Origin of the sequence: Bacteroides finegoldii DSM 17565 (assembly GCF_000156195.1) — a bacterium.
GTDB lineage: Bacteria > Bacteroidota > Bacteroidia > Bacteroidales > Bacteroidaceae > Bacteroides > Bacteroides finegoldii.
In genome coordinates this window covers 62,925-89,181 of sequence record NZ_GG688319.1, presented here as the reverse complement: position 1 = coordinate 89,181, position 26,257 = coordinate 62,925, and the positions used below count along the sequence as shown (strand labels likewise).

Here is a 26,257-nt window from a genome sequence, read left to right as displayed (position 1 = left end):
AAAGTGATTATTATAAATCGATTCCGCCTAGTCTTCCATACATTTCTATGAAAGCAGCTTGTGTCAAGAGCCATTTTTTCTCGTTTTTATCTGTACCGCTCCAATCTGTCTGGAACAAGCCCCGTTCATCTCTGGCATGATGCCATGCGTAATCAAGACTTTTTTGGAAATCAGTTAGATAAGTCTTGTTATGGTCTATTTGATAAAGTTCAATGAAGCCTCTAAGCATAACGGCTGTGAACCAGATATTTCCTTTTTTCAGTAATCGGAATATTTGTCCGTCTGGGGAGATGAAATGGGTGAAGAAGTGCTTGTGGCACGCTTCTGCTATATTTTGTGCGTCTTTCAGATAACTTTTCTGTTTGGTAATTTGATAAAGTAGGGCAGCTGCTTGCATCATTTGCCCACTGTTGTAGGCAAATTTGGCACGACCGATTTTCTTGTTGAGTGAGATGTTGTCAAAGTATAAATGATCTTTTGGATCTTCCAGATTCTTTTTAGTCCATTCGTATAACTCTTTTCCTTCTTTTAAATAGGCATTGTCTTGAGTAGCCTGAAATAGCTTGAGAGCAAATACAGCTCCCGGTGCATTAGAACAAGTATTTTTAGATTCCTTCTTTTGTTCGCACCAGTAGATTCCTCCGCCGAGTACGTCATCTTTACCACTAAGGATAAACTTCCATATTAGTTTAGCCTTTTCCAGGTAAGCTTGTTTTCCTGTCATTCGATAAGAATCGGTAAAATCGATACCTAACCAAACGTTATCGTCATAAAAACGGTCGGAGAGAGGTTGACTGCTGATATAAGATGAGTAAGCGAATGGCTCTCGCCGTGTGTCAAAATACTCTTCTAATCCGGATAGTACTTTGTTTTCCAAAAGTTTTCTGTACTTCTTTTTTCCGGTGCTCTCCAGTAATGCATTTACTGCAGAGAATGTACCCGAATACGGCCAAAGGTAGGAATATTCATTGCGTCTTTTTGCTTGTTCTTCTGATGCCAGATAAGTTGCCTTATTGTTTTGGTCAAAAGGATAATTCTCTCGTAAAAGACACGTGTTGGGTGTTGCATAGTGTTGGTAAAGAGCATCCAAAGTTTGCTGTGCTTTTTCTATGTTAGGGTTGGTATTTGATAGAGTTAACGCACAAATAATGTTCACTAATAAGTAATGCATGGTTTTATTATTTTATAAATGATTATTGCATAAAGATATTTACTTGTTTCCATTTATCTTCAGTGTCGTTTGCTACTTCTGCTCCTGGTGTGGAACGTCCTTCTTTTACATACTTCCTGATGAGTCGTGTCATTTCTTTTATTTCCTGTTCATAGCGTTTGTCGTGGATAATATTTTCTTTTTCTGATGGGTCTTTTTCAAGATCAAATAGTTGCATTGAGGGTAGTTGGGCCAAATCTGTAGGTTTATTGGGGTATCCCCATCCGCCTGAACCTCCATTAAAAACTAGTTTAAGTCGTGGTGTGCGTAGAGACAAATATCCTTTCCCTGATTCATAAACAAGGTCTTTCCGGGTAGAAGTTCCTTCTTTACTTAATATAGGCCATATGCTGTAACTATCTACAGCTTCTTCAGTTTTTAGTTTATGATTAACCATTTGTGCAAAGGTCGCATAGAAATCGGTAAGAGAAACAAGGGAATTACTTATTTTATTTGAGAACTTCCCTTTCCAAGACACTATCAAAGGAATTCTGTGTCCTCCTTCGTAAATATCTGTTTTATATCCTCTGTAAATATAACTAGGAAAATGACCTTGCTTCTCCATTTCTGTTACACCGATATAAGGAGCGCAGCCATTATCAGAAGTAAAAATAATGATGGTATTATCCAATTGGTTATTTTTCTTCAATGTTTCCACGATTTGTTGTACCATATCATCTATCATGACTACAAAATTTCCGTAGGCTCCTATTGTTGTTTTACCTTTATATTTGTCTGACGGCAACACAGGTGTGTGTGGTGCTGTAATAGGCAAGTATAGGAAGAATGGTTTTTTACTGTTACGTTGTTTGTCAATATAGTCTATACTATGACGTATTATGTTTGGTAGACAATCCTGTGGATCAAAGTCGGCTCCTGCCACTCCTCCGTGCATTAAACCGAGCCCCTTCTGCGGTTCAATGATATGGTCGGGTAGAGCAGTTACTTTATTGTTTTCTACATAAACATAAGGAGCTATGTCAAGAGAAGAAGGTATACCATAAAAATAGTCGAATCCTCGGTCTGTGGGACCATTTTTTATAGGTAATGAAAAGTCTACATCTTTCTTGTTTTTGGCATTTTGAGGATAGCCCCAATCCCAGCCTAAATGCCATTTTCCAATACAGGCGGTATTGTAGCCATTTTCAGAAAACATTTGGGCGATTGTCCGACGGTCGGGGGTAATCATAGCAGGCGAGTAACCGTCAAGTACACCTTCTTTTAATTTTGTTCGCCAAGGGTATCTTCCAGTGAGAATGGAATATCGTGACGGTGTTGACAAGGCGGAAGAGGAGTGGGCATCTGTAAAAGTAATCCCATCTTGAGTTAGATTATCAATGTTAGGAGTAGGAATCTTAGATTCTGGATTGAATGCTGAGATGTCTCCATATCCTAAATCGTCCGCCAATATAAATATTACATTGGGGGATTGTGCTCTTACGGCTGCTGTCGCAAGTAATGCGGATGAAAGGGTGATTAGTTTATGCATGTTTTTTTTAATATGAGTGTAATATTTGCTCTAGACTTATGTTTTTAGGGGTTTGTAATAAAGGAAATTCTGGTAGTATGCACATGGGTATTGCAGGATCTCCTACTTTCCAAGCTGGTATATTTGCAAAGCGTCTTTCTAGTTTTCTTCTTGATTTTTCAGCTTCGGCATTTCCTTTACCCTTTGCAATAGGATTCGTTTCTTTAGGATCCTTTATTGTATCGTAAAAATTACCATCTGAATAGAGCTTATATCGCATGTCTCTAAAGAATTGTTTTGCATTTTTACTTGCGGACGCGTTAAATCTTGAATCATAATGACAGAATACCCATTCGCGAGACTTGCCTTTTTCTCCCCTTATTTGAGGTAAAAAGCTTTCTCCATCTATATCCCATTGTTTAGGTACTTTAATATTCATAGCTTCTGCAAAAGTAGGCATAAAATCGGTGAAATCTATCATATCTGCACATTCATGCTTTGTATTGTTATTTTTTCCCCAATAAACTATCATAGGTACACGTACTCCGGTATCGATTGTTAGCCCCTTTCCACCCCTTACTATTGTTCCATCTTTCATGGTTGTTCTTATGTTACGGTTTGTTCCGTTATCTCCAATAAAAATGATAATGGTATTGTTCAATAAGTTTGAATTTTCTAACTTGTTGAATATCATGTTTATGTTTTTATCCACATGTTCTACCATTTTTGCGAAATTGGCGGTATTGCGTACTTCACGCATGGAGGGATCTTTCCATGCATCACTTTGAGGAGTGGGGTAAAAGGGATCATGCACTAATACCATAGGATAATATATGAAAAAGGGCTTAGTTTTGTTCTCTTCAATAAAATCAATCACGTATTGAGTGAATATATCCGGTCCATATTCATTGTTTGAGTAAAGCTTTATATTTCCATCTTGTTCTATTAGTGGAGCGGCGTATCTTTCTTTTATCATCCTGTCATAGCTTAATTGCCAAAGGCAATAGTGATCGAAACCAAAATGATTAGGCAGATTTCTGTTTCTGCCTAATTGCCATTTGCCAGCTATCATAGTGGTATATCCGGCGTCCTTTGCTAAATGGGCAAAAGTTTTCTCCTTTTGGTTTAAGTGTCCAAAGCAGGAGTAATTTTTATTATTGTATTTACCTGTCATTAGTTGTACGCGTGATGGTGTGCTTAAGGGTTGGGAGAAACAGTTGTCGAATCTCACTCCTATTTCTGAAAGTTTGTCAAGGTTTGGTGTTTGATAGGTACTGCCATAACATCCTAAACATTCACGTCCCATATCATCGGCTAAGATCAGCACAATATTAGGCTGTTTGTTAGCTGTTTGGGCCATCAAAACGGAAGGAATTATAGCGAGACATTCCCATAAGAAGCTATTAATGACTTTCATTTGTTGATAGCTTTAGATGTTTATATTCTAACTTCTAGGTTTTGTTTATTGCATGAATATTTCGATTTGCTTCCAGCTATTACCAGTATCATTCGCACTCCTCTTTCCTGGGGTAGAACGTCCTTCTTCCACATACTTTTTGATCATCTGTGTCATTTTATCCACATCTTTTTTGTAGCGTTTGTTACTGATGATATTCTTCTTCTCCGAAGGGTCTTCTTTAAGGTTAAAGAGTTGCATGCTGGGCAGTTTGGCTAGATCAGCAGGTTTATTAGGGTATCCCCATCCTCCTGAACCACTGTGGAATACTAATTTTAGCTGAAGCGTACGTAGAGATAGATAGCCTTTTCCCGATTCATAGATAAGATCTTTTCGGGCAGAATTTCCCTTTTTGCTTAGTATAGGCCATATACTATAACTGTCCACCGCTTCTTCATCTTTCAATTGGTAGTTCACCATTTGGGCAAAGGTGGCATAGAAGTCGGTGAGTGATACCAATGAACCGTTGGTTTCGTTCGTATATTTTCCTTGCCAGGAAACGATGAGTGGAATACGGTGTCCACCTTCATAAATGTCGTTTTTATAACCTCTGTAGATGTAACTTGGGTGATGCCCTTTATTTTCCATTTCTTCTACACCTATGTATGGAGCGCATCCATTATCTGAAGTGAAAATAATGATGGTGTTCTCTAATTGGTTGTTTTTCTTCAGTGTTTTTACGATTTGCTGTACCATGTCGTCTATCATGACCACGAAATCTCCATAATCTCCTATGATTGTCTGACCTTGATATTTCTCTGCCGGCAATACGGGAGTATGCGGTGCTGTGATAGGAAGATATAGGAAGAACGGCTTTTTACTGTCACGCTGTTTATTAATGTAGTCTATGCCATGACGTATAATATTGGGTAGGCAGTCTTGTGGCTCAAAATCGGCACCTGCGACTCCATTACGTATCAGTTTGATCCCCTTTTGTGGGCCAATGGTGCGATTGGGAAGAGCTGTCACTTTATCGTTTTCTACATAAACGTGTGGAGCTGTTCCGAGTGAAGCAGGTATACCGTAAAAATAATCGAATCCTCTATCCGTAGGACCATTCTTGATAGGGAGTGAGAAATCCACATCCTGTTTGTTTTTGGCATTTTGAGGATATGCCCAATCCCAGCCAAGATGCCATTTTCCTATACAAGCAGTGTTGTAGCCGTTTTCAGAAAACATTTGGGCGATTGTACGGCGGTCGGGAGTAATCATAGCTGGAGAGAATCCGTTCAATACTCCACTTTTCATAGTTGTTCTCCAAGGATACCTTCCAGTGATAATGGAATAGCGTGAAGGAGTGGAGAGCGCGGAAGATGAATGGGCATCCGTAAAGGAAATTCCGGAGTGTGTCAGGTTATCAATGTTCGGAGTGTGGATTTTGGATTCCGGATTGAATGCTGAAATGTCTCCATAGCCTAAATCGTCTGCTAATATGAATATCACATTGGGCGATTGTGCCTTTACGGCAGTTGCCGCAAGGAGTATAGATGAGACTGTTATTAGTTTGTTCATCACTTTTGATTAAATCTTTTGTGAATTTTATTTTCTTTTCAATTGGTCAACGTGAGTTCAATGAACTTTCAGAATGGTACAATGTGAAAAATCATCAAACCCACGTTTGTTATTTATTCTTGTACTATAACATTTATAGGACAAGTGAATCCTTTTTCAAATTTTGGGTATGCCGTACCCGAATTAGGCAGTGACTCGAATATGAAAGTGAATGTTCCCGCTTTATTCAACAAGGTACCTGCATCCGCATTGAAATCGACATACGATATGAAATACTTTTCATTTAGTTTTGAATCTTCAAAGAAATGAACGATCTCATTACTTTTTTTATTGGCTGTTCCAGCTCCAATTTTGGACTTATCACCGGCAACCTTTACAACATCTGGTGTGTAGAAACCTCTGAACCAATTGTTTTTGTTATCATCATGTGCTTTGAAGTTATAACCTGTTGGTGTTGTAGCCCCTTCCGGCTTGTATGTTGCAAACCAAATGCGCATAGCAGTATTACCTCCAAGTACTTCCCCTTTGGTCAGTATTTTCGTCTGCTGGTTACTTTTCTGTATTAATTCGCCTCGTATTGCTTTTACGGGATCGCTTTCTGTAGGTTCCCAATCTTCATTGAAAGTCGGTACGTCAGGAGTATCGGTAGTAAGGTTAGGGTTGACTATAAATCCGGATACAGGATTTTCTGTAATTGTAAATTCAAAAGGTACCCATCCTGTTTCTCCTGTGACAGGATGTTTGGGAAAATACTGTATGATGTCATTACCGGCATCTGTATTTGTATACTTGATGTATATTTTATAGTTACCTGGTTTTTCGATATAAGATTTGGGGGTTGAAGCACTGATAGTCCAAGATGCGGATGACATGGGACGTGTGCGGTTTCCGCCATAGAGTATATCAGGTGTGTTTTCGTCCCACATGCCTACAGATATTGGTTTTGAGTTTGTTCCATGAAAGAATATATCATTTTCTCCCCAAACGTGACTTAGAGTACCGTCTTTTAATGTAAAAGCTTCGGGGTATTGTTCTATATTTTCTGGTGTGGGAGTAAATAAGATAAGTGTTTTTACGCCATTATCTTCGGTAAAACCGGGACGAATGGCATTATTGGCAATCATTATGGAATTGTAGCGTAGATTAGCCACGCAGTTGTATGTAAGTCCTGAAATTTTGATTTCTGTGGAGGGACTGGACATTCGGGCATACCAAAATATTTGTTCGTTTTGTGCTCCGGTTGTTGGAGTAGATTGGTTTACCCAGTTAATTTCTCCACCGAGAAGAACAAAAGGTTTTTCACTAGTAGGAATAAGTTCGCGTGGAGGACGTTGAGTGCCCTCAGCCCAAATTGGAATTGTTTTAGTGATGGTGGTGCCAATTTTTTTTCCGTTTTCAAAAATGTCAAACGAAATAGGTACCGATCCATCCTGCGTTGGGGTTCCGCTTATCGGGAAATAAGCATATTGTTTGTCTCCCTGAAAGGAGAGTTGTACCTCTCCGTCCTCTATTTTCAATCCGGTTTCGGATGACCGATCAATAAACTTGACGAATAGTTTGCGCCCAAACCCATTGACGAACGGAATCCCTAAGCGGTCACCCGGTTCATTTTCATCACCAGCAAAAGCAGGGGTACCTTTAGCAAGGAATCCATCTACATAAATGGTCGATTCTTGTACGTTCAACCCTTTTTCTTGTATAACATATTCCATTCCAGGGTGTTCGCAGGAACAGAACAAACCTGAAATAAACAGTATGGATAGTAATATGATAATCTTATTCATAATCATGTTTCCTTTCGTTTATATAACATTTGTTATCTTGCACCATAATTCTGTGTCAGTTTAGGATTGGAACGTATCTCCTGTGACGGAATTGGGAATAAGGTACAGTATTGGTCAATCTCAAATTTTTCGCTCTTCATATAGTAGTTGTTCATATTAGGAGAACTGTTGGAAGTATAGGCATTATAGAAATCTGTGAAGTGTTGGTTCATCACTTCTACAGCTTTTCCTGAACGAACGAGGTCAAACCAGCGGTGGCCTTCGAAAGCCAACTCCAGTGTCCGTTCGTCATAGATTGCCTGATAAACTTTTTCTGGAGTATCTAGAACCCATTCTTTATTAGAGTCTCCAGATGCAAGGTACGGAACAATACCGGCTCTTTCCCGTACAAGGTTAATTGTATTGTTCAAAATGCTTTGTGACAGAACTCCGTCATTTATATGTGCTTCCGCTTCTGCCAATAACAGCAGTACGTCCGCAAAACGGAGGATATACCAGTTGTCATCAGAATCATTTACTTTATATTCTGATGAACCCATGTATTTGCCGCACATCCACTGGTCGTCTGCACTAAAGCCTTTGACAGAAGTCCGGAAAGAGGTACCAGTATAAGGGTCGTAAGGATATGCGACGTTTTGTGTATAATCTTTGTTCTCATTAACCGGAAGATAAGAAATACCATCTGTGTCTAATTTGATGTTACCGTTGCTGATACGTGTATCGGTGTAGACAACATCATCGAATTTGCGTACTTCATATTGATAATCGGGATACATGGAATCCCATTTCTTTGCCATGTCCATAAAATATCCGGTCGGTGCGCATGCACCGTTTCCTTGATTCGAAATGGGAGATGGAATATATCCGTTTGAGTTGGCTTTATTGCGGGGTGCATAAGATGCGGGTGAGAAAAGAGTGTAGAACGGGCTGCCCAATCCTTCTACCTGCCCTGTTTTGTATTCCACTTCCCATATAGATTCGCTTGAATGTTTGTTTGTGGGCTTGAATAATTCACTGAAATTCGGGTACAATTCGTATCCTCCATTGTTTATCACATCTTCTAGATAATATTTGGCGGCTTCGTATTGCGTAGTGGTCGTTTCCGGATAAAATACGGTAATGTTTGGATTGGCAGATATATCTTTCCATGCTTCTACGTTGGGATAAGCAGCTTCTGTGATGTCGTTCGGCATGGATAGAAGTACTTTTCCCAGTAAAGCTTCTGCCGCATATTTGTTAACTCTTCCTGTTGGAGTTTTTTCTCCGTTATTTGTTGAGCGATAAAGATTGTTAGATTCGATGGCGGTGGTCAAATCGGTGAGAATCCGTATATAGACCTCTTCTGTCGATGCACGCAGATGGCCTCTGGAATCGGTGTATTCTTGCGGGATATCCATAATGATGGGTACTCCGCCGTAAGCGCGAACTAAGTTGAAATAGAAAAGGGCACGTAGTACTTCGGCTTCTGCAATGTACTTCTGAACGGCTTCATCATTCCCGAAAAGTTCTTTTCCTTTTTCGATGACCGTGTTGGCTCTTATGATTCCTTTGTAGTGATGAGCCCAATAGTTTTGATTTCCACTATTGTTGGCAGATATGGTAAATTTTTCAATTTCATGTCGGAAAGTATTGGCATAGTAATTAGTCTGATTTGGAAATGCTACATCCGAACGCACATCACCGAAAAGATAGATGCTGGCCGAATACAGTCCGTTATCTCTTAATGAAGAGTAAGTTGAGTACAATGCCGAACGTATATCATCGGGCGACTTATAGAAATTTTTACCCGTTAAAGTGGTTTCCGGTTCAATATCTAGAAAACCGGTGCAACCGGACATGCAGGTAGCGATCAATGCCACTGTAAATATATTCTTCATATTCTTTTTCATACTTTAGATTTATAATGTAGCTTTCAGCCCTATAGTGAAATTTCTAGATAAAGGATATCCGGTACGGTCGATGCCTGGTGCGGTAGCTGAACGGAATGTGTTGGCTTCGGGGTTCATACCGGTATATTTAGTGAAAGTATGCAAGTTGTCAATATTGAAACTTAGTACTAATCCATTCAGAAAGGTCTTTCGGAGCGTTTTCTTGTCGAATGTGTATGAAAGCTGGATGTTACGGATGGACAGATAAGAACCGTCTTCGAGATATCGGTTGGTAAATTTACTCATTTCCGTAGTTGGATGTACATCATTGGAGGTGTAAGTACGGTCTGCTAAGCCGTTACCCGGCGATTCGGGCGAACGCCATCTATCTGCTACTTTAATGGAAAGGTTGCCATTGTTGTTTCCGCGCAGTGTCTCACGTAATGTATAGTTGTAAATCTGATTTCCGTATTGTCCGTTCAACTGAAAACTAAATGAAAAGTTTCTGTATGAGAATGTGTTGACCATACCGGCATTGAAACGCGGATAAGGATTTCCTATAATAGTACGGTCATTGTCATCATAAAGTCCGTCACCGTTAAGGTCGTACCATTTGCAGTCTCCCGGCCGAACGTTCGGGTCGAAAGCTAGTCCTGAATAAGGGTCATTCCGCAATGCTTGAATTTCTTCCATTGACTGGTAAATGCCGCCAAATACATTTCCGTAGAACATACCTATCGGATAGCCTACTTTAGTAATGTTTGATTCTGCTACTCCATCGATGATGGCTTCAGAATCGAGTCCTAGTGCTAATACTTTGTTCCGGTTGGCAGAGATGTTGAACGTAGTTGTCCATTTGAATTTGCCGGTCAGGTTGCGGGATACAATATTGAACTCGATACCTTTGTTTTCAACGGAACCGACGTTTTGTAACATGCGTGAAACTCCTAAAGTGCTTGGAACGATTGTATTCAGAAGCATATCGGAAGTGATAGACTTGTACAAATCAAGTTGCATGAATATTCGGTTGTGGAAAAGTCCTATGTCTACACCTAAATTTGTCTGTTTAGACACTTCCCATTTCAAGTCTGGATTCGCAATGTTTGACGGAGCCCAACCACTTACGACAGAACCATCGACTATATACGATTGCTGTGACATTTTGGTTTCATAGTTATAGTCTCCGATAGCATTGTTACCAGATAAACCAAAACTACCTCGTAATTTCAGTTCACTAAGTACTTGCTTGAGTGGCTTCATGAATTTTTCTTCCGTCATGGCCCATCCTGCGGAAATGGAGGGGAAATAACCATATTTGTTGTTTTTTCCGAAGCGGCTTGAACCATCTGCACGGAATATTCCTTGAATCATATATTTTCTTTTGTAATCATAGGTCAGTCGGGCTATGTAGGATAGCATACGGTCTTCAGTCTTATCATAAGATCCTCCGTTGACTACACCTCCGTTGATGGAAGGAAGAGATTCTGTAGCAAAATGATAGGCGGATGTGTAGAGTTTGTTGAGCTGGTTGCTTTGTATAGTCATACCTCCTACGGCACTGATGTTATGGTCTCCGAATTCTTTCTGATAGGTCAGTATGTTTTCGTTAATCCACATGAGCTTGCGGGTCATTGTGGTGGAAGCTTCAGAGTCAGTACGGTTTTTGCCAATGGAAGCCGGATACCATATTGAGTTTTCGGATGACATGATATCAATAGCCAATGATGGTTTGAACGTTAATCCTTTGGCCAACTTTAATTCGAAGTTAAGACCACCAACAATACGATTCTGATTCGTTTCGTTTTTGTATTCGTGAGCGATTCTGACTGGGTTGTCTTGATTGTCAGCCAATGGCGAATCGGTAAGAGTGGGGAATGCGCCAGTTTCGGGATCTCTTGAATCGGTTGCATTAGTTGGTGCCAGGTTGTACTCTAATGTGGAGAAATATTCTCCATTCGGGAGTTTGACCGGGAAAAAGGGATACATGGAAATTGCGGTTCGGATTACACTGTTTGAGCCTTCTCCGCCTTCTCGGGTCCTCTTCTGATTGATAAACGTAGGAGCAAAGTTGACAGTTACTTTGGCCCATTTATTTAATTCAATGTCGAAGTTGGAACGGAAAGCGAATCTTTTCATTCCAGTACATATCAGAATACCTTCCTGATCGAAGTATTCGCCGGAAATTCGGTAACGCATATTTTTACCTCCTCCCGAGATAGACAGATTGTATTTCTGCTGAATGGCATTCTGGAAGATGGTATCTTGCCAGTCAGTGTTGAGATTCTCGTCGAAAGGGAAATAGTCCTGATTTTGGTTTGTTGTGTAGCGAAATCTTTCATTCAGATTCTTATCTTTATAATATTCCAGCAATTGGGCTGTGTTCATCAATTCAAATTTATGTTGTATTTGTGCTATGGTAGTTGCGGCATTGATGGTTACTGTCGGTTTGGCACTTTCACCGCGTTTGGTCGTGATAAGTATTACACCATTAGCACCGCGCGAGCCATATACGGCGGTTGAAGCGGCATCTTTCAGAATCTGAATGTTGGCTACGTCATCAGGATTGACTGCTGACAGGCCGCCTTCCATCGGTATTCCGTCGACAATGTATAAAGGTTGCGAGCCAGCAGTAACGGTACCGATACCACGAACTTCTACATTAATATCACCACCGGGAGTTGCATCAGAAGTCTGTATACGAACTCCGGGCACTAAACCTGAGATAGTCTGTTCGATGGAAGAACCCACATATCCAGATAATTCTTCGGATTTGATGGAGGTCATGGCAGACGTTATTGTTCTTTTTGTCTGCGTTCCATAGCCAATGACTACGGTTTCATCCAACATATAGCCGTCTTCAATCATGACTACTTTAATCAGTTTTTGGGGATCTTTGATTGTGATTTCCTGTTTCTGAAACCCGATGAACGAAAATTCAAGAACTGGATTCTTACCTTTTGTTTGAATCTTGAAAGTTCCATCGATAGTAGTGGTTGTTCCATAATTGGAGTTTTGGCAAAGGACATTCACACCTGGTATGGGTTGTCCTTGCTCGTCAACAACGGTTCCTGTTGCAAATGTTCGGGCATTCTGTGCGTATGTATTTCCACCTGTATATGAAGAAACTTCAAATATGGAAAATACAATAGTTAAAAAGAGAATGCGGATAGAAATCATATTTCTCATATAGTAGTAAATTAGTTATGCCACAAAAATACAATCAATATGTATATCTCCTATGGTATGTAAAAGCTAAAGGGAGAAATTGTAAAAGAGATAATATTTAAATTGCTTATTAGTAGCATGTTATCTGAAATATTTGATGATAAAATGTAATGACTATGTGAATAGTTTAATGCTGATGGATATACTGAATATAAGATGGTAGTGCTTTTTTCTTTTCCTTTTTGTAGCTACATAATTGCTATTTAATTATATTTTATATTGCTGATTATTAACATGATACCTTTTAAGATACTTATATTTTCATCAAAATAAAATCTAGGAGGTTTCAATGGTATGAGCATTTCGTATATTTGCATGAAATAAAAGTTTTTGTTTTCCTTTCAACAACCAAATTCGCATAAAATTATGAAGAATTACTCGAGACATTTCGTAGCCGCTACTTGTGCTTTAGCAGCATTTTCTCCCGTTGAAATGATGGCCCAAAAACAACCGAACTTTGTCATTATCGTTGCAGATGATATGGGGTATGGTGATGTGGGCATATACGGCAATGAGTATATAAAGACTCCGAATATTGATCAAATAGCCCGGGAAGGGATGATGTTCACAGATTTCCATTCGAATGGTTCAGTCAGTAGCCCGACACGTTGTGGGCTTTTAACTGGGCGTTATCAACAGAGAGCTGGCTTGGAGAAAGTTCTTTTGGTACCCCGAGATGATAAAGATAAGGAGGTAGGACTTCCGTCGGAAGAAATAACTTTTGCAAAAATCTTGGGAGATAATGGATACCGGACAGCTTTGATTGGTAAATGGCATTTAGGATACTTGCAGAAACATCATCCGATGAACTTTGGCTTTCAGAAATTTGTAGGTTTTAAATCCGGAAATGTCGACTATCAGAGCCACCGCAACCGTTATGGTGATATGGATTGGTGGGATGGATTGGAGATGAAAGATATGTCGGGATACACAACAACCTTGCTAACAACGCTCTCCGAAGATTATATTAAGGAAAATAAAGATAAGCCGTTTTGTCTGTATATAGCACATGCGGCTCCTCATTCTCCCATGCAGGGACCTGATGAGAAAGCGGTTCGTACAGAGGCCACTCCGGAAGGGGATAAAAACTCTGATAGATCGAATAAGGAAATCTATAAAGACATGGTAGAGGAACTAGACTGGAGTGTAGGGAGGATTCTGGAGACACTGAAGAAATATAAACTGGATGAGAATACTTTCGTTGTCTTTTTCTCCGACAATGGTCCGGTGATAAATAATGGAGGTTCTGCTGGAGGATATAAAGGTGCTAAAGGAAGTCCATGGGAAGGAGGTCATCGTGTTCCTGGCATTTGTTATATGCCCGGTACTATTAAAGAGGGTACAACATGCGAACAAACAGTGATGAGTTTCGACCTTTTTCCAACTATGCTGGATATGGCTGACATTCATTATGACGATTCAAAGAAGAAACTGGATGGAACCTCTCTGGTGCCTTTGTTCAAAGGAGAAAATCTTGCTCCAAGGCTTTTATTTTGGGGTAATGGTAATAAGACTATATCAGTGAGAGACGGTAAATGGAAACTGGTTCGTTACAATCAAAAGGGGGGCATTACGCTGCATTTGTTTGATTTGAACAATGACCCGTACGAGAAAAACAATTTGAGCAAGCAAGAACCTGAATTGGTTGAAAGACTGGATAAAGAGATTACCCGCTGGGCTGAGTCCGTCTATTCGGAAGTTCCTGATCAGTTTGCTCGAAAAGTACAGCGCACGAATAAAAAATAACACTTAACATATATAGTAACTATGAAGATAGAAAAAACAGCCTTGTTGGCATTGGGAGCTGCTATGGCTTCCGGTGCGGCTTTGGCTTCGAATACGGTTGATAAAGCGATTCCTAATGTCTTGCTGATTCTTGTAGATGATCTTGGATTGGGCGATTTGTCCTGCCAATATGCCAAAGATTTGAGTACTCCCAATATTGATCGCATCTTTGAAACGGGAGTGCGTTTGGATAATTTTTATGCCAATTCATCGGTATCTTCTCCTTCGCGTGCCGCACTGTTGACCGGGTGTTTCCCGGCTATGGTAGGAGTGCCCGGAGTCATACGTCCCTCCATCGACCAAAATTGGGGTTATTTCGGTCCGTCTGCCGTCACTATGCCCGAGGTACTCAAGAATGGTGGTTATAGAACCGCGCTGATTGGTAAGTGGCATTTGGGTTGGGAGAGTCCGAATCTTCCTAATGAAAGAGGGTTTGATCATTTTCATGGCTTTCTTGCGGATATGATGGATGATTATTACACGCATCGGCGACAGGGAGGAAATTATATGTATCTGAATGACAAGGAAATCGATCCTAAAGGCCATGCTACCGAATTATTTACTTCATGGAGTGTGGATTATATCAAGAAAGAAGCAAAAGAGAAGAATCCCTTTTTTCTTTATCTTGCTTACAATGCTCCCCATTCTCCTTTGCAACCTCCGGTAGAATGGGTGAACAAGGTGCAAGAGAGAGACAAGTCTCTGCCCGTCAAGCGTGCAAGATTGATAGCCCTGATTGAACATTTGGATTATAATATAGGTAAGGTGATACAATCTCTTGAGGAAAGTGGTCAATTGAATAATACGTTGGTGATATTTGCTTCTGACAATGGAGGAGACCGGGGAAGTATGGCGAACAATGGTCCTACCCGGGGTGCCAAAGGCGATATGTTTGAGGGTGGTATTCATGTCGCTTGCGCATTGAATATGCCGGGAGTTTTCGAAGGCGGCCGACGTGACAATCACTTCGTGGTGATGATGGACCTTATGCCCACTATATGTGACTTTGTGAATGTACCGGTCAAGCATGAGATAGACGGTATTTCCGTACTGGATGCCATTAAGGGAAAGACCCAGAACACAGAAGACCGCTTTGTCTTCTGGCTCCGAAATGAAGGTGGCGCGCAGTTTGGTGGCAAGTCACAGAGTGCAGTGAGGTATAATGAGTACAAACTATTACAGAATCTTCCCTTTGAAAAGGCGCAGATGTTCAATTTGGAAGAGGACTCTTTGGAAACTACTCCGTTACCTTTGCAAGGGGATATGTTTCGGAAATTGAACAATGCAATGACTGGGCATTATCGTGCTTGGGGGGCAGTCCCTTGCCAGGCACCGTCTAAGTAGAAACTTAAATCATAAAATAAAACTAGTATGATGAATTTCAAAATGAAAAACAAGACTCTGTTCTTATGCCTTCCGGCAATGTTGAACATACCTTTTGGAGGCTCTTCTGTATTCGGGGCAAATTCGGAAAAAGACAATAAAGAAAATAGCCTGAAACGCCCCAATGTACTTGTATTGCTAACGGATGACCAGACATTCAGCACTATCCATGCCTGGGGTAATAATGAAATTCAGACTCCGAATATGGATAGGCTTGTCAATCAGGGTATGTCATTCACCCAAACTCACGTAATGGGCGGGCTCAATGGCGCCATCTCGCAGCCCAGTCGTGCGATGCTCCTTACCGGACGCGGTTTGATGGACGTACACCGCAACGGACAAATCATCCCCAAGAATGAGAAAACATTTCCCGAACTGTTCCGTGAGAACGACTATACAACCTTCGGAACCGGCAAATGGCACAGTGACAAAGCTGCATTCAACCGTTCGTTCTCTACGGGTGCGAACATTTTTTTTCGGAGGAATGCATCCCTATGGAAATGAAAAGGAAGAAAAGGGACACCGATGCCCTTATCTGCATGAGTACGATCCGACAGGGAAATACAAAAATGGGCAATGGGTAAACGCATCACTCAATACTTTCTCGTCTGAGTTGTATGCCGATGCCGCCATCAAGTTCATTGAAACAAATGCATCGAACGATAATCCGTTTCTGATGTATGTCGCATTTACTTCGCCGCATGATCCGCGTAACGTATTACCTGATTACGGACGCAAATACGGCAGCAAGGAAATTACGATGCCAAAGAATTTTGTCACACAGCATCCGTTTGATAATGGAGACCTTAATGAACGTGATGAAAAACTGTTGCCTACTCCGCGTGTACCGGAACAGGTGCTTGCTGAAAGGGCTAACTATTATAGTATGGTGAACGAGGTAGATGTTCAGATAGGGCGTATCCTTGATATGCTTGAAAAAAGCGGCAAGGCCGATAACACCATCATCGTATTTGCTGCGGACAACGGCCTTTGTGTCGGAGAACACGGCCTATTGGGCAAACAGAACTTATATGAAGCGGCGGTGAGAGTGCCTTTGGTAATATGCGGACCTAATATCCCGCAAAATGTTACAAGCGATGCCTACTGTTATCTTTATGACCTTTACCCCACTCTCTGTGATCTTTCGAATATAAAGGCACCGACTACTGTTAAGGGTATTTCATTAGCGCAAACCATACAGAACCCAAAAGTGAAAAAGCGTAAGGACATATTGCTGACATATATTAACCTTCAACGAGCTATCAAGAAGGATGGTTTCAAACTTATACTCTATAATGTAGACGGTCAGCGTCATCCGCAGCTTTTCGACCTTAAGGCCGACCCAATGGAAATGAATAATCTTTATGATAATCCTAAGTATAGTAAGAAACGTGAAGAGCTTACTAAATTACTTTATGCCCGAATGGCGTCTGTTGGCGATTTCTGTGATCCTACTAAACCGGATTGGGGCTATCCGACGAAACTGAAATGGGAGCAGATTGTCAAAGTCAATCCTTGATGTAGGCAGATGTGTGCAAAGGGCTTTTTTAGCACCAATATGAGAAAGTATTATTCCCACTGCAATGAGAGAAAACAGCTTATTACAGTGGGTGTTTTTTGTTATGGTGAGAGTAGCTTTTATTGCCCGATACGTCCCACTCTTTCTTCGAAAGAGTTACGGTCGCCAATAGCTTTGCTTCTCATTTTCGAGCGGTAATTGTAAATGGTAGACAGCGAATATTGCAAGAAATGGGCTATTTTTACACTGTCCGTGATTCCTAACCGAATTAGTGCAAAGATTCTCAGTTCAGGAGTCAGCAGTTTGCCTGTACCGGGTATTATGGCATTTTCGGGTGATAAGAGCGCATTGAAGTCTGCTACGAAGTTTGGGAATAAGTTGAGGATTGCTTTGTCGAAATTATTATAAAACTCTGCCAAGTCTCCTTCTGTATTTAGCGAAGACTTGAGGAAAGAAACCACTTTATTGATATCTTCACTCTTTGCTATTTTAAGGGCTCTTTTTTTGAAACTATCTATCTGAGTGATATAGTTGGTGTATTGCTCCATATATAATCCCACATATTCTTCCTTAATTTTACTGCTATCAGCCAGTGCAGAGTTTATGTTTTGTATTTCATCCAAATGATATGACAGGCTTTTATTGGCTTGTTCCACTTTTTTCTTTTGCTTCTTTAGTTGGGTGAAAAGTATAAATAATAGGATACAAACAAGGCACAGCGAACTGAGTAGGCTACTGATAATAACAAATTTGCGTTTTTCTTTCTCTTGAAAAGCTTTGTCAATGAAGAGATACATATCCGAGGCTTCGATAGTATTAATTCTTGCATTACATAAAATCGCATCTTCCATTGCATTTTTCATGTATGCGTATGCCCGATCTATATCTCCACTTTCAAAAATAAGTTTTGCCAATATTCGCAAAGAACGGTTTTCTCTAGTTCCGTTTATTACATCAGATATGGCGGATATGGTAAAATACCTGACCGCATTCTTAGAGTCACCTTTGCCTTGATAAGCGGAGGCTAATGAATAAGCTAATATACCGGCATTCCGCGAATATTGGGGATAGCTTAAATAAGCACTGTCAAGCATATGGATGGCATCATTATATTTCTTTTTGTGTAGCAGGATAGGAGCAATTGTGAAAGCTCGTATATTGGAAGGGACTTCTGCGCATTGGAGTAAGGAGTCGCGATAAGTTTGTTCTATCAAATCATTCTTGCGTGATTCTATTTCATTGGAAGCAAAATTCTTCTGGTGATTGTAGATAGTGGCTTGCCCGAGGAAGTATTCCACTTTAAGTTTGGGAGATAATAATTCATGTTGTATGGGATTGACGATGGACAATGCCTCTTTGAAAAATCCCATGGAAGATAGAATACGTGCATAGTCTAGCTTGGCTTCTATGATAAGCTCTCTATCTCCACTTTCTTGAGCTAACTCATTCATATGAATAGCATAGGTTAAAGCGGAATCTTTTTGAAAGGAAGAATAGGCGAAACATAATAATTCGGCTATTTGTACTTTTTTACGTATTTTATGATGTAACTTCAGTTCTATTTTAAGACTATCTATTTGCTCTTGCTTTTGTTCTGCATAATCTAATTTATACTTTAGGGCTTTATCTAATGTTTTTAGTAATGACTTGATTTCATCGTTAGCTGTAGCCGGATTGATAAAAATAAAGCAGAGTAATACAGGTAAAATGAACTTTCTCATGATTATATTAGATTTTATCGCTAAAGTTGAATTTGGGATAAAGGTAAATATAATATTTGATAAATACTAGCTTGTGATTTAATTCTCATGTTTGAGATTTATAATTCTATACCGAACCGTAAAAGTAAATACCGGTTTGATATGGAATCTTTTTCAAAAATGCCTATATAAAATTAGGAAATAATTGTTATTTATATTTTTGTGCGAACTCCACCGAAACCGAATTGCTGAAACTTTGGCAAACTTCAGCGGCAAAGTCTTTTCCGCACTGAATGATTTTATCCCAGATCTCTTCATTCAAGTTGTTCAAATCGCGGTAACGGACATCATATTTAAGCAATCCGTAGATCAGGCCTGCGTTAAAGTTATCACCGGCTCCAATGGTGCTGACGGCTTCCAACGGCTCTATCGGATATTCTTTGCTGACCAGGTTGGTACGCAAAGATACTTTGTCGCCACCGGCGGTGCAGACAAAACGGGGACAGTAGAACTTTATCTTATCTTTGTATATCTTGTCTACGTCCTGCATATTATACATGTAGAGGAAGTCCTCCAAAGAACCGCGCACAATATCTGCATATTCCAGATTCTCGATAATGGTAGGGGCCAGTTTCATCGCTTCATTCTTGTGTGAAGAACGGAAGTTAGGATCATAGTAGATAATGGCTCTCTTCTCGCGCGCCTGATCCAATAACTCGAGAATCTTCTCCCGCAATACCGGATTCAAGGCATAGTATGAACCTACCATGACAATATCATCCTCCTCCAATTTGGGAAACAGTACATCCAGACGTTGCTTCGGATAGTCCTTGTAAAAGATATATTCAGCGTCACTTTGCTCATTGAGGAAAGCGAGCGATACAGGTGATTTGCCATCGGGAAATACATTCACATGATTGGTTGGGATGTTGTTTTCACGCATGAATTGCAGGATGATATTCCCTACACGGTCATTGCCGGTCTCACTGATGAAACCGACGTTGACTCCCATCCTTCCTAAGGACACGATGCCGTTGAACACGGAGCCTCCCGGCACGGCTGCGGAAGGCTGTTCTCCTCGAAAGATGATATCGAGGATGGTCTCTCCGATACCGATTACTTTTCGCATAGTGACCTTGATTTTTCTCCCAGGTAACCGCCGTGGTGGCGTTTAGAATATTCTTCTATGGTGAATTGGGTCTTTTTCATGGTCTGTACCACTAAGATGTCACCGATGACGGTCATCGCGGTTGTCGAGGTGGTAGGAGTCATTCCTAATGTACAGACTTCAGCCGGTTTTCCGGTGCTCAGGCAGACATCCGATTCTTGTGCCAACGGACTGTCCGGATTTCCGGTGATTACGATGAACTTCAAGTCCGGATCGAGGTTATGTGCCAACCGGGTCAGTTCGACAATCTCACGTGTCTTGCCGGAATTGGAGATTAATAAAAGCAAGTCGTTCTTCTGCAAGATTCCCAAGTCACCGTGTTGCGCTTCGCTGGGGTGCAGGAAAACGGACGGAATACCGGTGGAACAGAAAGTAGTAGCAATGTTCATCGCAATTTGTCCGGCCTTTCCCATGCCGGAAGTAACCAGTTTCCCGTTTTTCTGATGTACTTGCTCTACAATCAGTTGTATAGCTTTCTCGTATGCGTCTGTTACAGGGATGTTGAGCACGGCTTGTGCTTCCTGTTGCAATAGTTGTTTGATGGAGTCTATCATATGATCAGTTTATTTTTTCTTTTAATTCTTCCGGCGTGTTTGCTATTTCGTAATAGGTGGAAAAAGGCTGCCGGGCAAATCCTTTATCTTCTAATGTCTTGAGTGTTTTCAACAGTTCGTCATAGAAACCGTATTCGTTGTAGAAGATGACTTTTTTCCGGTGGTATCCGATGGAAGCGGCAGCCATTACATGGAATATCTCGTCCAATGTGCCTATGCCTCCCGGCAATGCTACCAGGATATCCGATTTCTCTGTCATGATATCTTTCCGCTCACTAAGGTTGTGGGTATGGATCACTTCATCAAGGAACGTGCAGACACGTCCTTTCTCTTCCAGTTTGGTAGGAACTACACCGATTACTTTACCGCCGTTTTCCTTCACGGCACGCGCTACGCATTCCATAAGTCCGAGATCGGCTCCTCCATAAATCAACGTTTTACCTGTTTTACCCATCCACTCACCGATTTGGCGGGCACTTTCAAAGTACATTTTGTCAATGTTTGCGGCGGCAGAACAGAATATTCCTATCTTTTCCATATACGTTGTTACTGTTATAGTCCACAAATATCTGCAATTTTCTATAAACAGCAATAAGTTTTATTGTATTTTTGCGGCATAATTCAATAAGGAAGTAGAAAACAATGCATTATAACGAATATACACTACCGAATGGTCTTCGTATTATCCATGAACCGACTCTCTCGAAAGTAGCTTATTGTGGTTTTGCCATCGACGCCGGAACACGAGACGAGGCGGAGCACGAACAGGGGATGGCTCATTTTGTGGAGCATCTCATCTTTAAGGGGACGGAGAAGCGGAAAGCCTGGCATATCCTTAACCGGATGGAGAATGTAGGCGGCGACTTGAATGCCTACACCAATAAAGAAGAAACGGTAGTCTATTCCGCTTTCCTGACCGAACATCTGGAACGGGCGCTCGAATTGCTAGGGGATATTGTGTTTCATTCCACTTTTCCCCAACACGAGATTGAGAAGGAAACGGAGGTTATCATTGATGAAATCCAATCATACGAAGACACTCCGTCGGAATTGATATTCGATGATTTCGAGGATATGATTTTCCGTAACCACCCGTTGGGGAGGAACATCCTGGGTAAGCCGGAACTGTTGCGTAGCTTTCGCACCGAAGATGTCCTTTCGTTTACGTGCCGGTTCTATCAGCCGGGAAATATGGTATTCTTCGTTCAAGGGCAATATGACTTCAGAAGAATAATCCGTCTGGCGGAGAAGTATCTGTCGGATGTCCCTGCCGGAGAGGTAAACAGCCGACGTGTGCCTCCTCCGCTTTATGCTCCCGAGCATTTGATGGTCGCTAAGGATACGCATCAGGCTCATGTGATGATTGGCAGTCGTGGATACAATGCGTATGACGATAAGCGTACGGCGCTTTATTTGCTGAACAATATTCTTGGCGGTCCCGGTATGAACAGCAAGCTGAATGTATCTCTGCGCGAACGTAGGGGACTGGTATATAATGTCGAGTCCAATCTGACTTCTTACACCGATACGGGAGCTTTCTGTATCTACTTCGGCACTGATGTTGAAGATATGGATACCTGTTTGAAACTGACTTATAAGGAGTTGAAGCGGATGCGGGATACGAAGATGACTTCGTCCCAGTTGGCGGCGGCCAAGAAGCAACTGATAGGGCAAATAGGAGTGGCTTCGGACAATTTTGAAAATAATGCTTTGGGAATGGCGAAAACCTATTTGCATTATCACAAATACGAGTCGTCCGAGCTTGTCTTTAAACGCATAGAAGCTTTGACGGCGGAACAGTTGTTGGAGGTGTCCAATGAAATGTTTGCAGAGGAATATTTGTCCACGTTGATTTACAAATAATTAGTAGGCGGTCTTGCTTTTCGCTGATTAAATTCGTATCTTTACAGATTTTATTCTTTTCTCTAAAGAGATGTCACTCTATAAGGTGCCGTTTGTCACCCTATAAAGTGCCTTTTGTCCCTTTGTAAGGTGCCGATGGTCACCTTGCAAGGTGACGACTTCCCGGCTACATAAAACCGCACTGTTTTCTGCACTGAACATTCTTATTCTCTGCACTGAAGAGTCCTAAACATAGTAAGAAAAGAATTATGGCTTATTACAATTTGAAGAAAAAACCGTCCCTTACCACGAAAGAGGGTGAGAAGGAAACAATGTATGCCGACATTGTGTATAGCGGAACGATTACGGCAGAGCGTCTTATCCGGACAGTGGCCCAGAGAACCGGTTTCAAGGAGGGGATGATAGAAGGAATCCTTTCCGAGTTGCAGAACGAGACGTTGGAGTACCTGGGTGAAGGATACCGCGTCGAATTGGGAGAATTCGGTTTCTTTTCAGCCAAAGTAAAGTCCCGCCTGGTGGAGAACAAGAATGACTTGCGTTCAAATTCAGTTTCCTTTGATGGAGTGAATTTCCGTGCATCCAAGTCTTTCCGTACCGGTATCAGGGGAGATTTGGAACGTAGGAGATGTATCGGTTTCCGTACTTCGAAAGAGTGGAACAGGGAGCAACTGGAACAAATTGTATTGCAGCATATCCGGAAGCATGGGTTCATCACAAGGGCTACTTATACTGAACTCACAGGTCGCTTGAAGAACTCCGCGCTTGCCGACCTCAAATCTTTTGCGGCCGAAGGGATTATCAAGAGAGTGGGACGTGGCAATCAGATGCATTTTATTGTGCCGCTCGTTGACGATCTGTAGCTTGTGTGCGTATTTGCGGAACGGATGAAGAGTGATTCTAATTAAAAAAGAGGGATGCTACTTGTTTTCGTCTGTATAATTCGTATTTTTGTAGCAGATCAGATACGTGTGTGATAACAATCTAAAAACAGAAGCAGTATGTTGGTAACGGGTAGAAAACTCCCCATCGGGATTCAGACTTTCGAGGATATTCGCAATGACGGGTATCTGTATGTGGACAAAACGGCATTGATGTGGACTATAGCGAACATTGGCAAGCCTTTCTTTTTAAGTCGTCCGCGCCGGTTCGGAAAAAGTCTGTTGATATCTACGTTCGAAGCCTACTTCAAGGGGAGACGTGAGCTTTTTACGGGGTTTGCTGTGGAAGAGTTGAAGAAGAAGTGGGAAGAGCATCCAGTGCTTCATCTTGACTTGAATGCCCGTAAGTACACCACTCCGGCGGATTTGGATGCTATTTTAAATCAGCACTTAGAACGATGGGAAGCGGTGTATGGAGAAGAAAAGCGTGACCGTGCTTCGGAAGAACGTTTTGCTTATGTCATCCGTCGTGCTTCCGAACAGACGGGCAAGGGTGTTGTGGTATTGGTGGATGAGTATGATAAGCCATTGTTGCAGGCCATTCAGAATGAACCTCTTCTTGAGTCTTATCGTTCTACCTTAAAGGCTTTTTACGGGGTATTGAAGAGTGCGGACCGTTACCTCCGTTTTGCGTTTCTGACCGGTGTCACAAAGTTTTCTCAAGTTAGTGTGTTCAGTGACTTGAATCAGTTGAATAGCCAGACTGAACGTCATTATCAAGTCATCATATATTTAATATTCAAGCTGATGGGGCAGTTCACCCAAGCGGAGGTCCATAGCTCACGGGGTCGTGCAGACGCTGTTGTAAAGACTCCTAAGTTTGTTTATGTATTCGAGTTTAAGTTGAAAGGAACTGCCGGACAGACACTGCAACAGATTGAAGAGAAAGGCTATACGCTTCCTTATGCGGCGGAGGGTCGGCAAGTGATAAAAGTCGGTGTGGAGTTCAGTGCGGAAAAGCGGAATGTGGAGCGCTGGATGGTGGAAGAAGAAAAATAACTGAATAACTAACTTTTGTATTTTAAAGCTTGATACTCCAATGAAAAAGAATAGTCTGTTATTCCTTGTATTTCTTTCTTTGCCGTTATATACTTGGGCCGATAAGACTTTAGATTCACTCTTGAACGTGCTTGACCGGACGATTCAAGAGCATGAGACATACGTTGCCCAACGTGAGTTGCGTATCGGACATCTTAAGTTATTGGTAAATGGAATAGAGGTCAAGTCAGCGGAACATTACAACTTGAATAATCAGATATACAAAGAATACAGAGCTTTTATCTGCGATTCCGCCATTCATTATTTGAATGAGAATATACGGATTGCAGAGTATCTGCATGATACAGACCGGAAGATAGAAAGCAAGCTGCAGCTCTCATTACTACTATCTTCGACGGGGATGTATACAGAGTCTATCGACGTTTTGGAGTCGGTAGACCGTCAGGAGGTAGCCGCTCGCTTAATCCCGGATTATTACACTTGTTTCGATCATGTGTATGGAGAATTGAGCGTTTATACACAGGATAAAGCCCTTTCGGGACATTATTGGAGTATCTCGCAGGCATATAGGGATTCTTTGTACGCCATATTGCCGCCTGCATCGGAAGAACGTCTGTTGATGCGTGAAGCGTTGCTTCGTGACCAACATCAATATGAGGAAGCCTTGAAAATAAATGACCTCCGATTGGCGGAGATGGAGCCGTATACACCTCAATATGCGATGGCCACTTATCATCGTTCCCTCATCTACAAGTACAGTGGGGATCATCTAGGGGAGGAGAAGAATCTCTGCATCTCCGCTATTTCAGATATCCGTTCGGCTATTAAAGATCATGCGTCGCTGTGGATGCTTGCCCAACTTCTTTATGAGGACGGAGATATGGAGCGTGCCTATCAGTATATGCGTTTCTCATGGAATGCGACCAAGTTCTACAATGCCCGTTTGCGTAGCTGGCAAAGTGCTGATGTACTTTCACTGATTGACAAGACTTATCAGGCAATGATTGAAAAGCAGAATGGTCGTCTCCAGCAATATCTGTTGCTTATCACTACATTGCTGGTACTGTTGATAGTGGCTTTGGGCTATATCTATCGTCAGATGAAGAAACTTGCGGATGCACGAAACCATCTTCAACAGGCTAACGAGCAGTTAAACGGACTGAATGAGGAGTTGAGGCAGATGAACAGTTGCCTGTCCTCCACCAACATAGAACTTTCAGAGTCCAATCAGATTAAGGAGGAATATATCGCGCGGTTTATCAAGCTGTGCTCCACCTATATTAACCGTTTGGATGCTTATCGGCGTATGGTGAATAAGAAAGTATCCGCCGGACAGATAGCAGAACTTTTAAAGATAACCCGTTCGCAGGATGCTCTTGACGAAGAGTTGGAAGAGTTGTATGCCAACTTCGATACAGCCTTTCTACATCTGTTCCCCGATTTCGTGAAGAAGTTTAATGACCTGCTGCAGGATAATGAACGGATTGTATTGAAGAAAGACGAACTGTTGAATACCGAATTACGTATTTTCGCTTTGATACGTCTAGGCATTGAAGACAGTTCACAGATCGCCGAGTTCCTTCGTTATTCGGTGAACACAATCTATAATTACCGTGCAAAAGTGAAGAACAAAACTCGTGGCTCGAGAGAGGATTTTGAGGATTTAGTACGAAAAATCCGCTAATCAAGGTTGTAAACTATCCACTTTTTTAGACTGAAGAAAAGAGAGTAAGCTTTTGGAAATGAATTGTTTGCCTTTTAATGGTATCCACTTATTGTCCCCTCCTTATGAATTCGTTCTCATTTCTTTATAATTTTGACCTGT

Annotated in this window: 19 protein-coding genes; 8 read left to right on the top strand and 11 right to left on the bottom strand. The window is 41.4% G+C overall.

Annotated elements, in window-relative coordinates; all coding sequences use genetic code 11:
* Positions 1-10 precede the first annotated feature (10 nt).
* The 7 genes from BACFIN_RS15390 to BACFIN_RS15420 all read right to left on the bottom strand — a co-directional run bounded on the left by BACFIN_RS15390 (position 11) and on the right by BACFIN_RS15420 (position 12,484).
* Positions 11-1,171, bottom strand: a complete 1,161-nt coding sequence (locus BACFIN_RS15390; RefSeq protein ID WP_007749894.1) for a glycoside hydrolase family 76 protein — start codon at positions 1,169-1,171, stop codon at positions 11-13.
* 22 nt (positions 1,172-1,193) lie between these two features.
* Positions 1,194-2,699 carry a sulfatase family protein gene (locus BACFIN_RS15395; protein ID WP_007749891.1) on the bottom strand — a complete coding sequence of 502 codons (1,506 nt, stop codon included), beginning with the start codon at positions 2,697-2,699 and terminating at the stop codon, positions 1,194-1,196.
* A 7-nt stretch (positions 2,700-2,706) separates the two neighbouring features.
* Positions 2,707-4,095 carry a sulfatase-like hydrolase/transferase gene (locus BACFIN_RS15400; protein ID WP_007749889.1) on the bottom strand — a complete coding sequence of 463 codons (1,389 nt, stop codon included), beginning with the start codon at positions 4,093-4,095 and terminating at the stop codon, positions 2,707-2,709.
* Positions 4,096-4,140: 45 nt separating this feature from the next.
* Positions 4,141-5,646 carry a sulfatase family protein gene (locus tag BACFIN_RS15405; protein ID WP_007749887.1) on the bottom strand — a complete coding sequence of 502 codons (1,506 nt, stop codon included), beginning with the start codon at positions 5,644-5,646 and terminating at the stop codon, positions 4,141-4,143.
* Between the two features lie 113 nt (positions 5,647-5,759).
* A complete protein-coding gene (locus tag BACFIN_RS15410; protein WP_230325644.1) occupies positions 5,760-7,430 on the bottom strand; it encodes a hypothetical protein in 1,671 nt (556 codons plus the stop codon).
* 32 nt (positions 7,431-7,462) lie between these two features.
* Positions 7,463-9,307, bottom strand: a complete 1,845-nt coding sequence (locus BACFIN_RS15415; RefSeq protein ID WP_230325643.1) for a RagB/SusD family nutrient uptake outer membrane protein — start codon at positions 9,305-9,307, stop codon at positions 7,463-7,465.
* 21 nt (positions 9,308-9,328) lie between these two features.
* Positions 9,329-12,484, bottom strand: coding sequence for a SusC/RagA family TonB-linked outer membrane protein (locus BACFIN_RS15420; protein WP_007749881.1), 3,156 nt, complete (start codon positions 12,482-12,484; stop codon positions 9,329-9,331).
* 405 nt (positions 12,485-12,889) lie between these two features.
* On the opposite strand from BACFIN_RS15420, the gene BACFIN_RS15425 reads away from it, so the two are divergent.
* Genes BACFIN_RS15425 through BACFIN_RS20520 form a run of 4 tightly spaced genes read left to right on the top strand, consistent with a single transcriptional unit; the run spans position 12,890 to position 17,210 of the window.
* A complete protein-coding gene (locus tag BACFIN_RS15425) occupies positions 12,890-14,269 on the top strand; it encodes a sulfatase-like hydrolase/transferase (RefSeq protein ID WP_007749880.1) in 1,380 nt (459 codons plus the stop codon).
* Positions 14,270-14,290: 21 nt separating this feature from the next.
* Positions 14,291-15,652, top strand: a complete 1,362-nt coding sequence (locus tag BACFIN_RS15430; RefSeq protein WP_007749878.1) for a sulfatase-like hydrolase/transferase — start codon at positions 14,291-14,293, stop codon at positions 15,650-15,652.
* A 27-nt stretch (positions 15,653-15,679) separates the two neighbouring features.
* Positions 15,680-16,195: a sulfatase-like hydrolase/transferase gene (locus tag BACFIN_RS23205; RefSeq protein ID WP_007749875.1), complete on the top strand. Its 516-nt coding sequence runs from the start codon at positions 15,680-15,682 to the stop codon at positions 16,193-16,195.
* The gene (locus BACFIN_RS20520; RefSeq protein WP_007749873.1) at positions 16,176-17,210 is read left to right on the top strand and encodes a sulfatase-like hydrolase/transferase; all 1,035 of its coding nucleotides are present in this window, start codon (positions 16,176-16,178) and stop codon (positions 17,208-17,210) included. The genes BACFIN_RS23205 and BACFIN_RS20520 overlap by 20 nt, the downstream gene beginning before the upstream one ends.
* Positions 17,211-17,329: 119 nt before the next feature.
* Here BACFIN_RS20520 and BACFIN_RS15435 read toward each other — a convergent pair whose 3' ends face one another.
* The 4 genes from BACFIN_RS15435 to BACFIN_RS15450 form a co-directional block, all read right to left on the bottom strand.
* Positions 17,330-18,931: a DUF6377 domain-containing protein gene (locus BACFIN_RS15435; protein ID WP_007749871.1), complete on the bottom strand. Its 1,602-nt coding sequence runs from the start codon at positions 18,929-18,931 to the stop codon at positions 17,330-17,332.
* 187 nt (positions 18,932-19,118) lie between these two features.
* A complete protein-coding gene (locus tag BACFIN_RS15440; RefSeq protein WP_007749869.1) occupies positions 19,119-20,039 on the bottom strand; it encodes a carbohydrate kinase family protein in 921 nt (306 codons plus the stop codon).
* The gene (locus BACFIN_RS15445) at positions 20,027-20,632 is read right to left on the bottom strand and encodes an SIS domain-containing protein (RefSeq protein ID WP_007749866.1); all 606 of its coding nucleotides are present in this window, start codon (positions 20,630-20,632) and stop codon (positions 20,027-20,029) included. The genes BACFIN_RS15440 and BACFIN_RS15445 overlap by 13 nt, the downstream gene beginning before the upstream one ends.
* Before the next feature lie 4 nt (positions 20,633-20,636).
* Positions 20,637-21,170 (bottom strand): LOG family protein, encoded by a 534-nt coding sequence (locus BACFIN_RS15450; RefSeq protein ID WP_007749864.1) that lies wholly within the window; start codon positions 21,168-21,170, stop codon positions 20,637-20,639.
* A 104-nt stretch (positions 21,171-21,274) separates the two neighbouring features.
* Between BACFIN_RS15450 and BACFIN_RS15455 the strand changes: the two genes are divergently transcribed.
* The 4 genes from BACFIN_RS15455 to BACFIN_RS15470 all read left to right on the top strand — a co-directional run bounded on the left by BACFIN_RS15455 (position 21,275) and on the right by BACFIN_RS15470 (position 26,116).
* A complete protein-coding gene (locus BACFIN_RS15455; protein ID WP_007749862.1) occupies positions 21,275-22,495 on the top strand; it encodes a M16 family metallopeptidase in 1,221 nt (406 codons plus the stop codon).
* Positions 22,496-22,743: 248 nt separating this feature from the next.
* Complete coding sequence (locus tag BACFIN_RS15460) at positions 22,744-23,355, top strand: HU family DNA-binding protein (RefSeq protein WP_007749859.1); 612 nt, start codon at positions 22,744-22,746, stop codon at positions 23,353-23,355.
* Positions 23,356-23,493: 138 nt separating this feature from the next.
* Positions 23,494-24,432 (top strand): ATP-binding protein, encoded by a 939-nt coding sequence (locus BACFIN_RS15465; RefSeq protein WP_007749855.1) that lies wholly within the window; start codon positions 23,494-23,496, stop codon positions 24,430-24,432.
* A gap of 40 nt (positions 24,433-24,472) precedes the next feature.
* Entirely contained in the window at positions 24,473-26,116 is a 1,644-nt protein-coding gene (locus BACFIN_RS15470; protein WP_007749853.1) for a DUF6377 domain-containing protein, read from the top strand.
* Positions 26,117-26,257 lie beyond the last annotated feature (141 nt).

What these genes read in the sequence shown, in the direction of transcription:
- BACFIN_RS15390 (WP_007749894.1), bottom strand. Translation starts at nt 1,171, where the DNA reads ATGCATTACTTATTAGTGAACATTATTTGTGCGTTAACTCTATCAAAT.
- BACFIN_RS15395 (WP_007749891.1), bottom strand. Translation starts at nt 2,699, where the DNA reads ATGCATAAACTAATCACCCTTTCATCCGCATTACTTGCGACAGCAGCC.
- BACFIN_RS15400 (WP_007749889.1), bottom strand. Translation starts at nt 4,095, where the DNA reads ATGAAAGTCATTAATAGCTTCTTATGGGAATGTCTCGCTATAATTCCT.
- BACFIN_RS15405 (WP_007749887.1), bottom strand. Translation starts at nt 5,646, where the DNA reads ATGAACAAACTAATAACAGTCTCATCTATACTCCTTGCGGCAACTGCC.
- BACFIN_RS15410 (WP_230325644.1), bottom strand. Translation starts at nt 7,430, where the DNA reads ATGAATAAGATTATCATATTACTATCCATACTGTTTATTTCAGGTTTG.
- BACFIN_RS15415 (WP_230325643.1), bottom strand. Translation starts at nt 9,307, where the DNA reads ATGAAGAATATATTTACAGTGGCATTGATCGCTACCTGCATGTCCGGT.
- BACFIN_RS15420 (WP_007749881.1), bottom strand. Translation starts at nt 12,484, where the DNA reads ATGAGAAATATGATTTCTATCCGCATTCTCTTTTTAACTATTGTATTT.
- BACFIN_RS15425 (WP_007749880.1), top strand. Translation starts at nt 12,890, where the DNA reads ATGAAGAATTACTCGAGACATTTCGTAGCCGCTACTTGTGCTTTAGCA.
- BACFIN_RS15430 (WP_007749878.1), top strand. Translation starts at nt 14,291, where the DNA reads ATGAAGATAGAAAAAACAGCCTTGTTGGCATTGGGAGCTGCTATGGCT.
- BACFIN_RS23205 (WP_007749875.1), top strand. Translation starts at nt 15,680, where the DNA reads ATGATGAATTTCAAAATGAAAAACAAGACTCTGTTCTTATGCCTTCCG.
- BACFIN_RS20520 (WP_007749873.1), top strand. Translation starts at nt 16,176, where the DNA reads ATGCATCCCTATGGAAATGAAAAGGAAGAAAAGGGACACCGATGCCCT.
- BACFIN_RS15435 (WP_007749871.1), bottom strand. Translation starts at nt 18,931, where the DNA reads ATGAGAAAGTTCATTTTACCTGTATTACTCTGCTTTATTTTTATCAAT.
- BACFIN_RS15440 (WP_007749869.1), bottom strand. Translation starts at nt 20,039, where the DNA reads ATGCGAAAAGTAATCGGTATCGGAGAGACCATCCTCGATATCATCTTT.
- BACFIN_RS15445 (WP_007749866.1), bottom strand. Translation starts at nt 20,632, where the DNA reads ATGATAGACTCCATCAAACAACTATTGCAACAGGAAGCACAAGCCGTG.
- BACFIN_RS15450 (WP_007749864.1), bottom strand. Translation starts at nt 21,170, where the DNA reads ATGGAAAAGATAGGAATATTCTGTTCTGCCGCCGCAAACATTGACAAA.
- BACFIN_RS15455 (WP_007749862.1), top strand. Translation starts at nt 21,275, where the DNA reads ATGCATTATAACGAATATACACTACCGAATGGTCTTCGTATTATCCAT.
- BACFIN_RS15460 (WP_007749859.1), top strand. Translation starts at nt 22,744, where the DNA reads ATGGCTTATTACAATTTGAAGAAAAAACCGTCCCTTACCACGAAAGAG.
- BACFIN_RS15465 (WP_007749855.1), top strand. Translation starts at nt 23,494, where the DNA reads ATGTTGGTAACGGGTAGAAAACTCCCCATCGGGATTCAGACTTTCGAG.
- BACFIN_RS15470 (WP_007749853.1), top strand. Translation starts at nt 24,473, where the DNA reads ATGAAAAAGAATAGTCTGTTATTCCTTGTATTTCTTTCTTTGCCGTTA.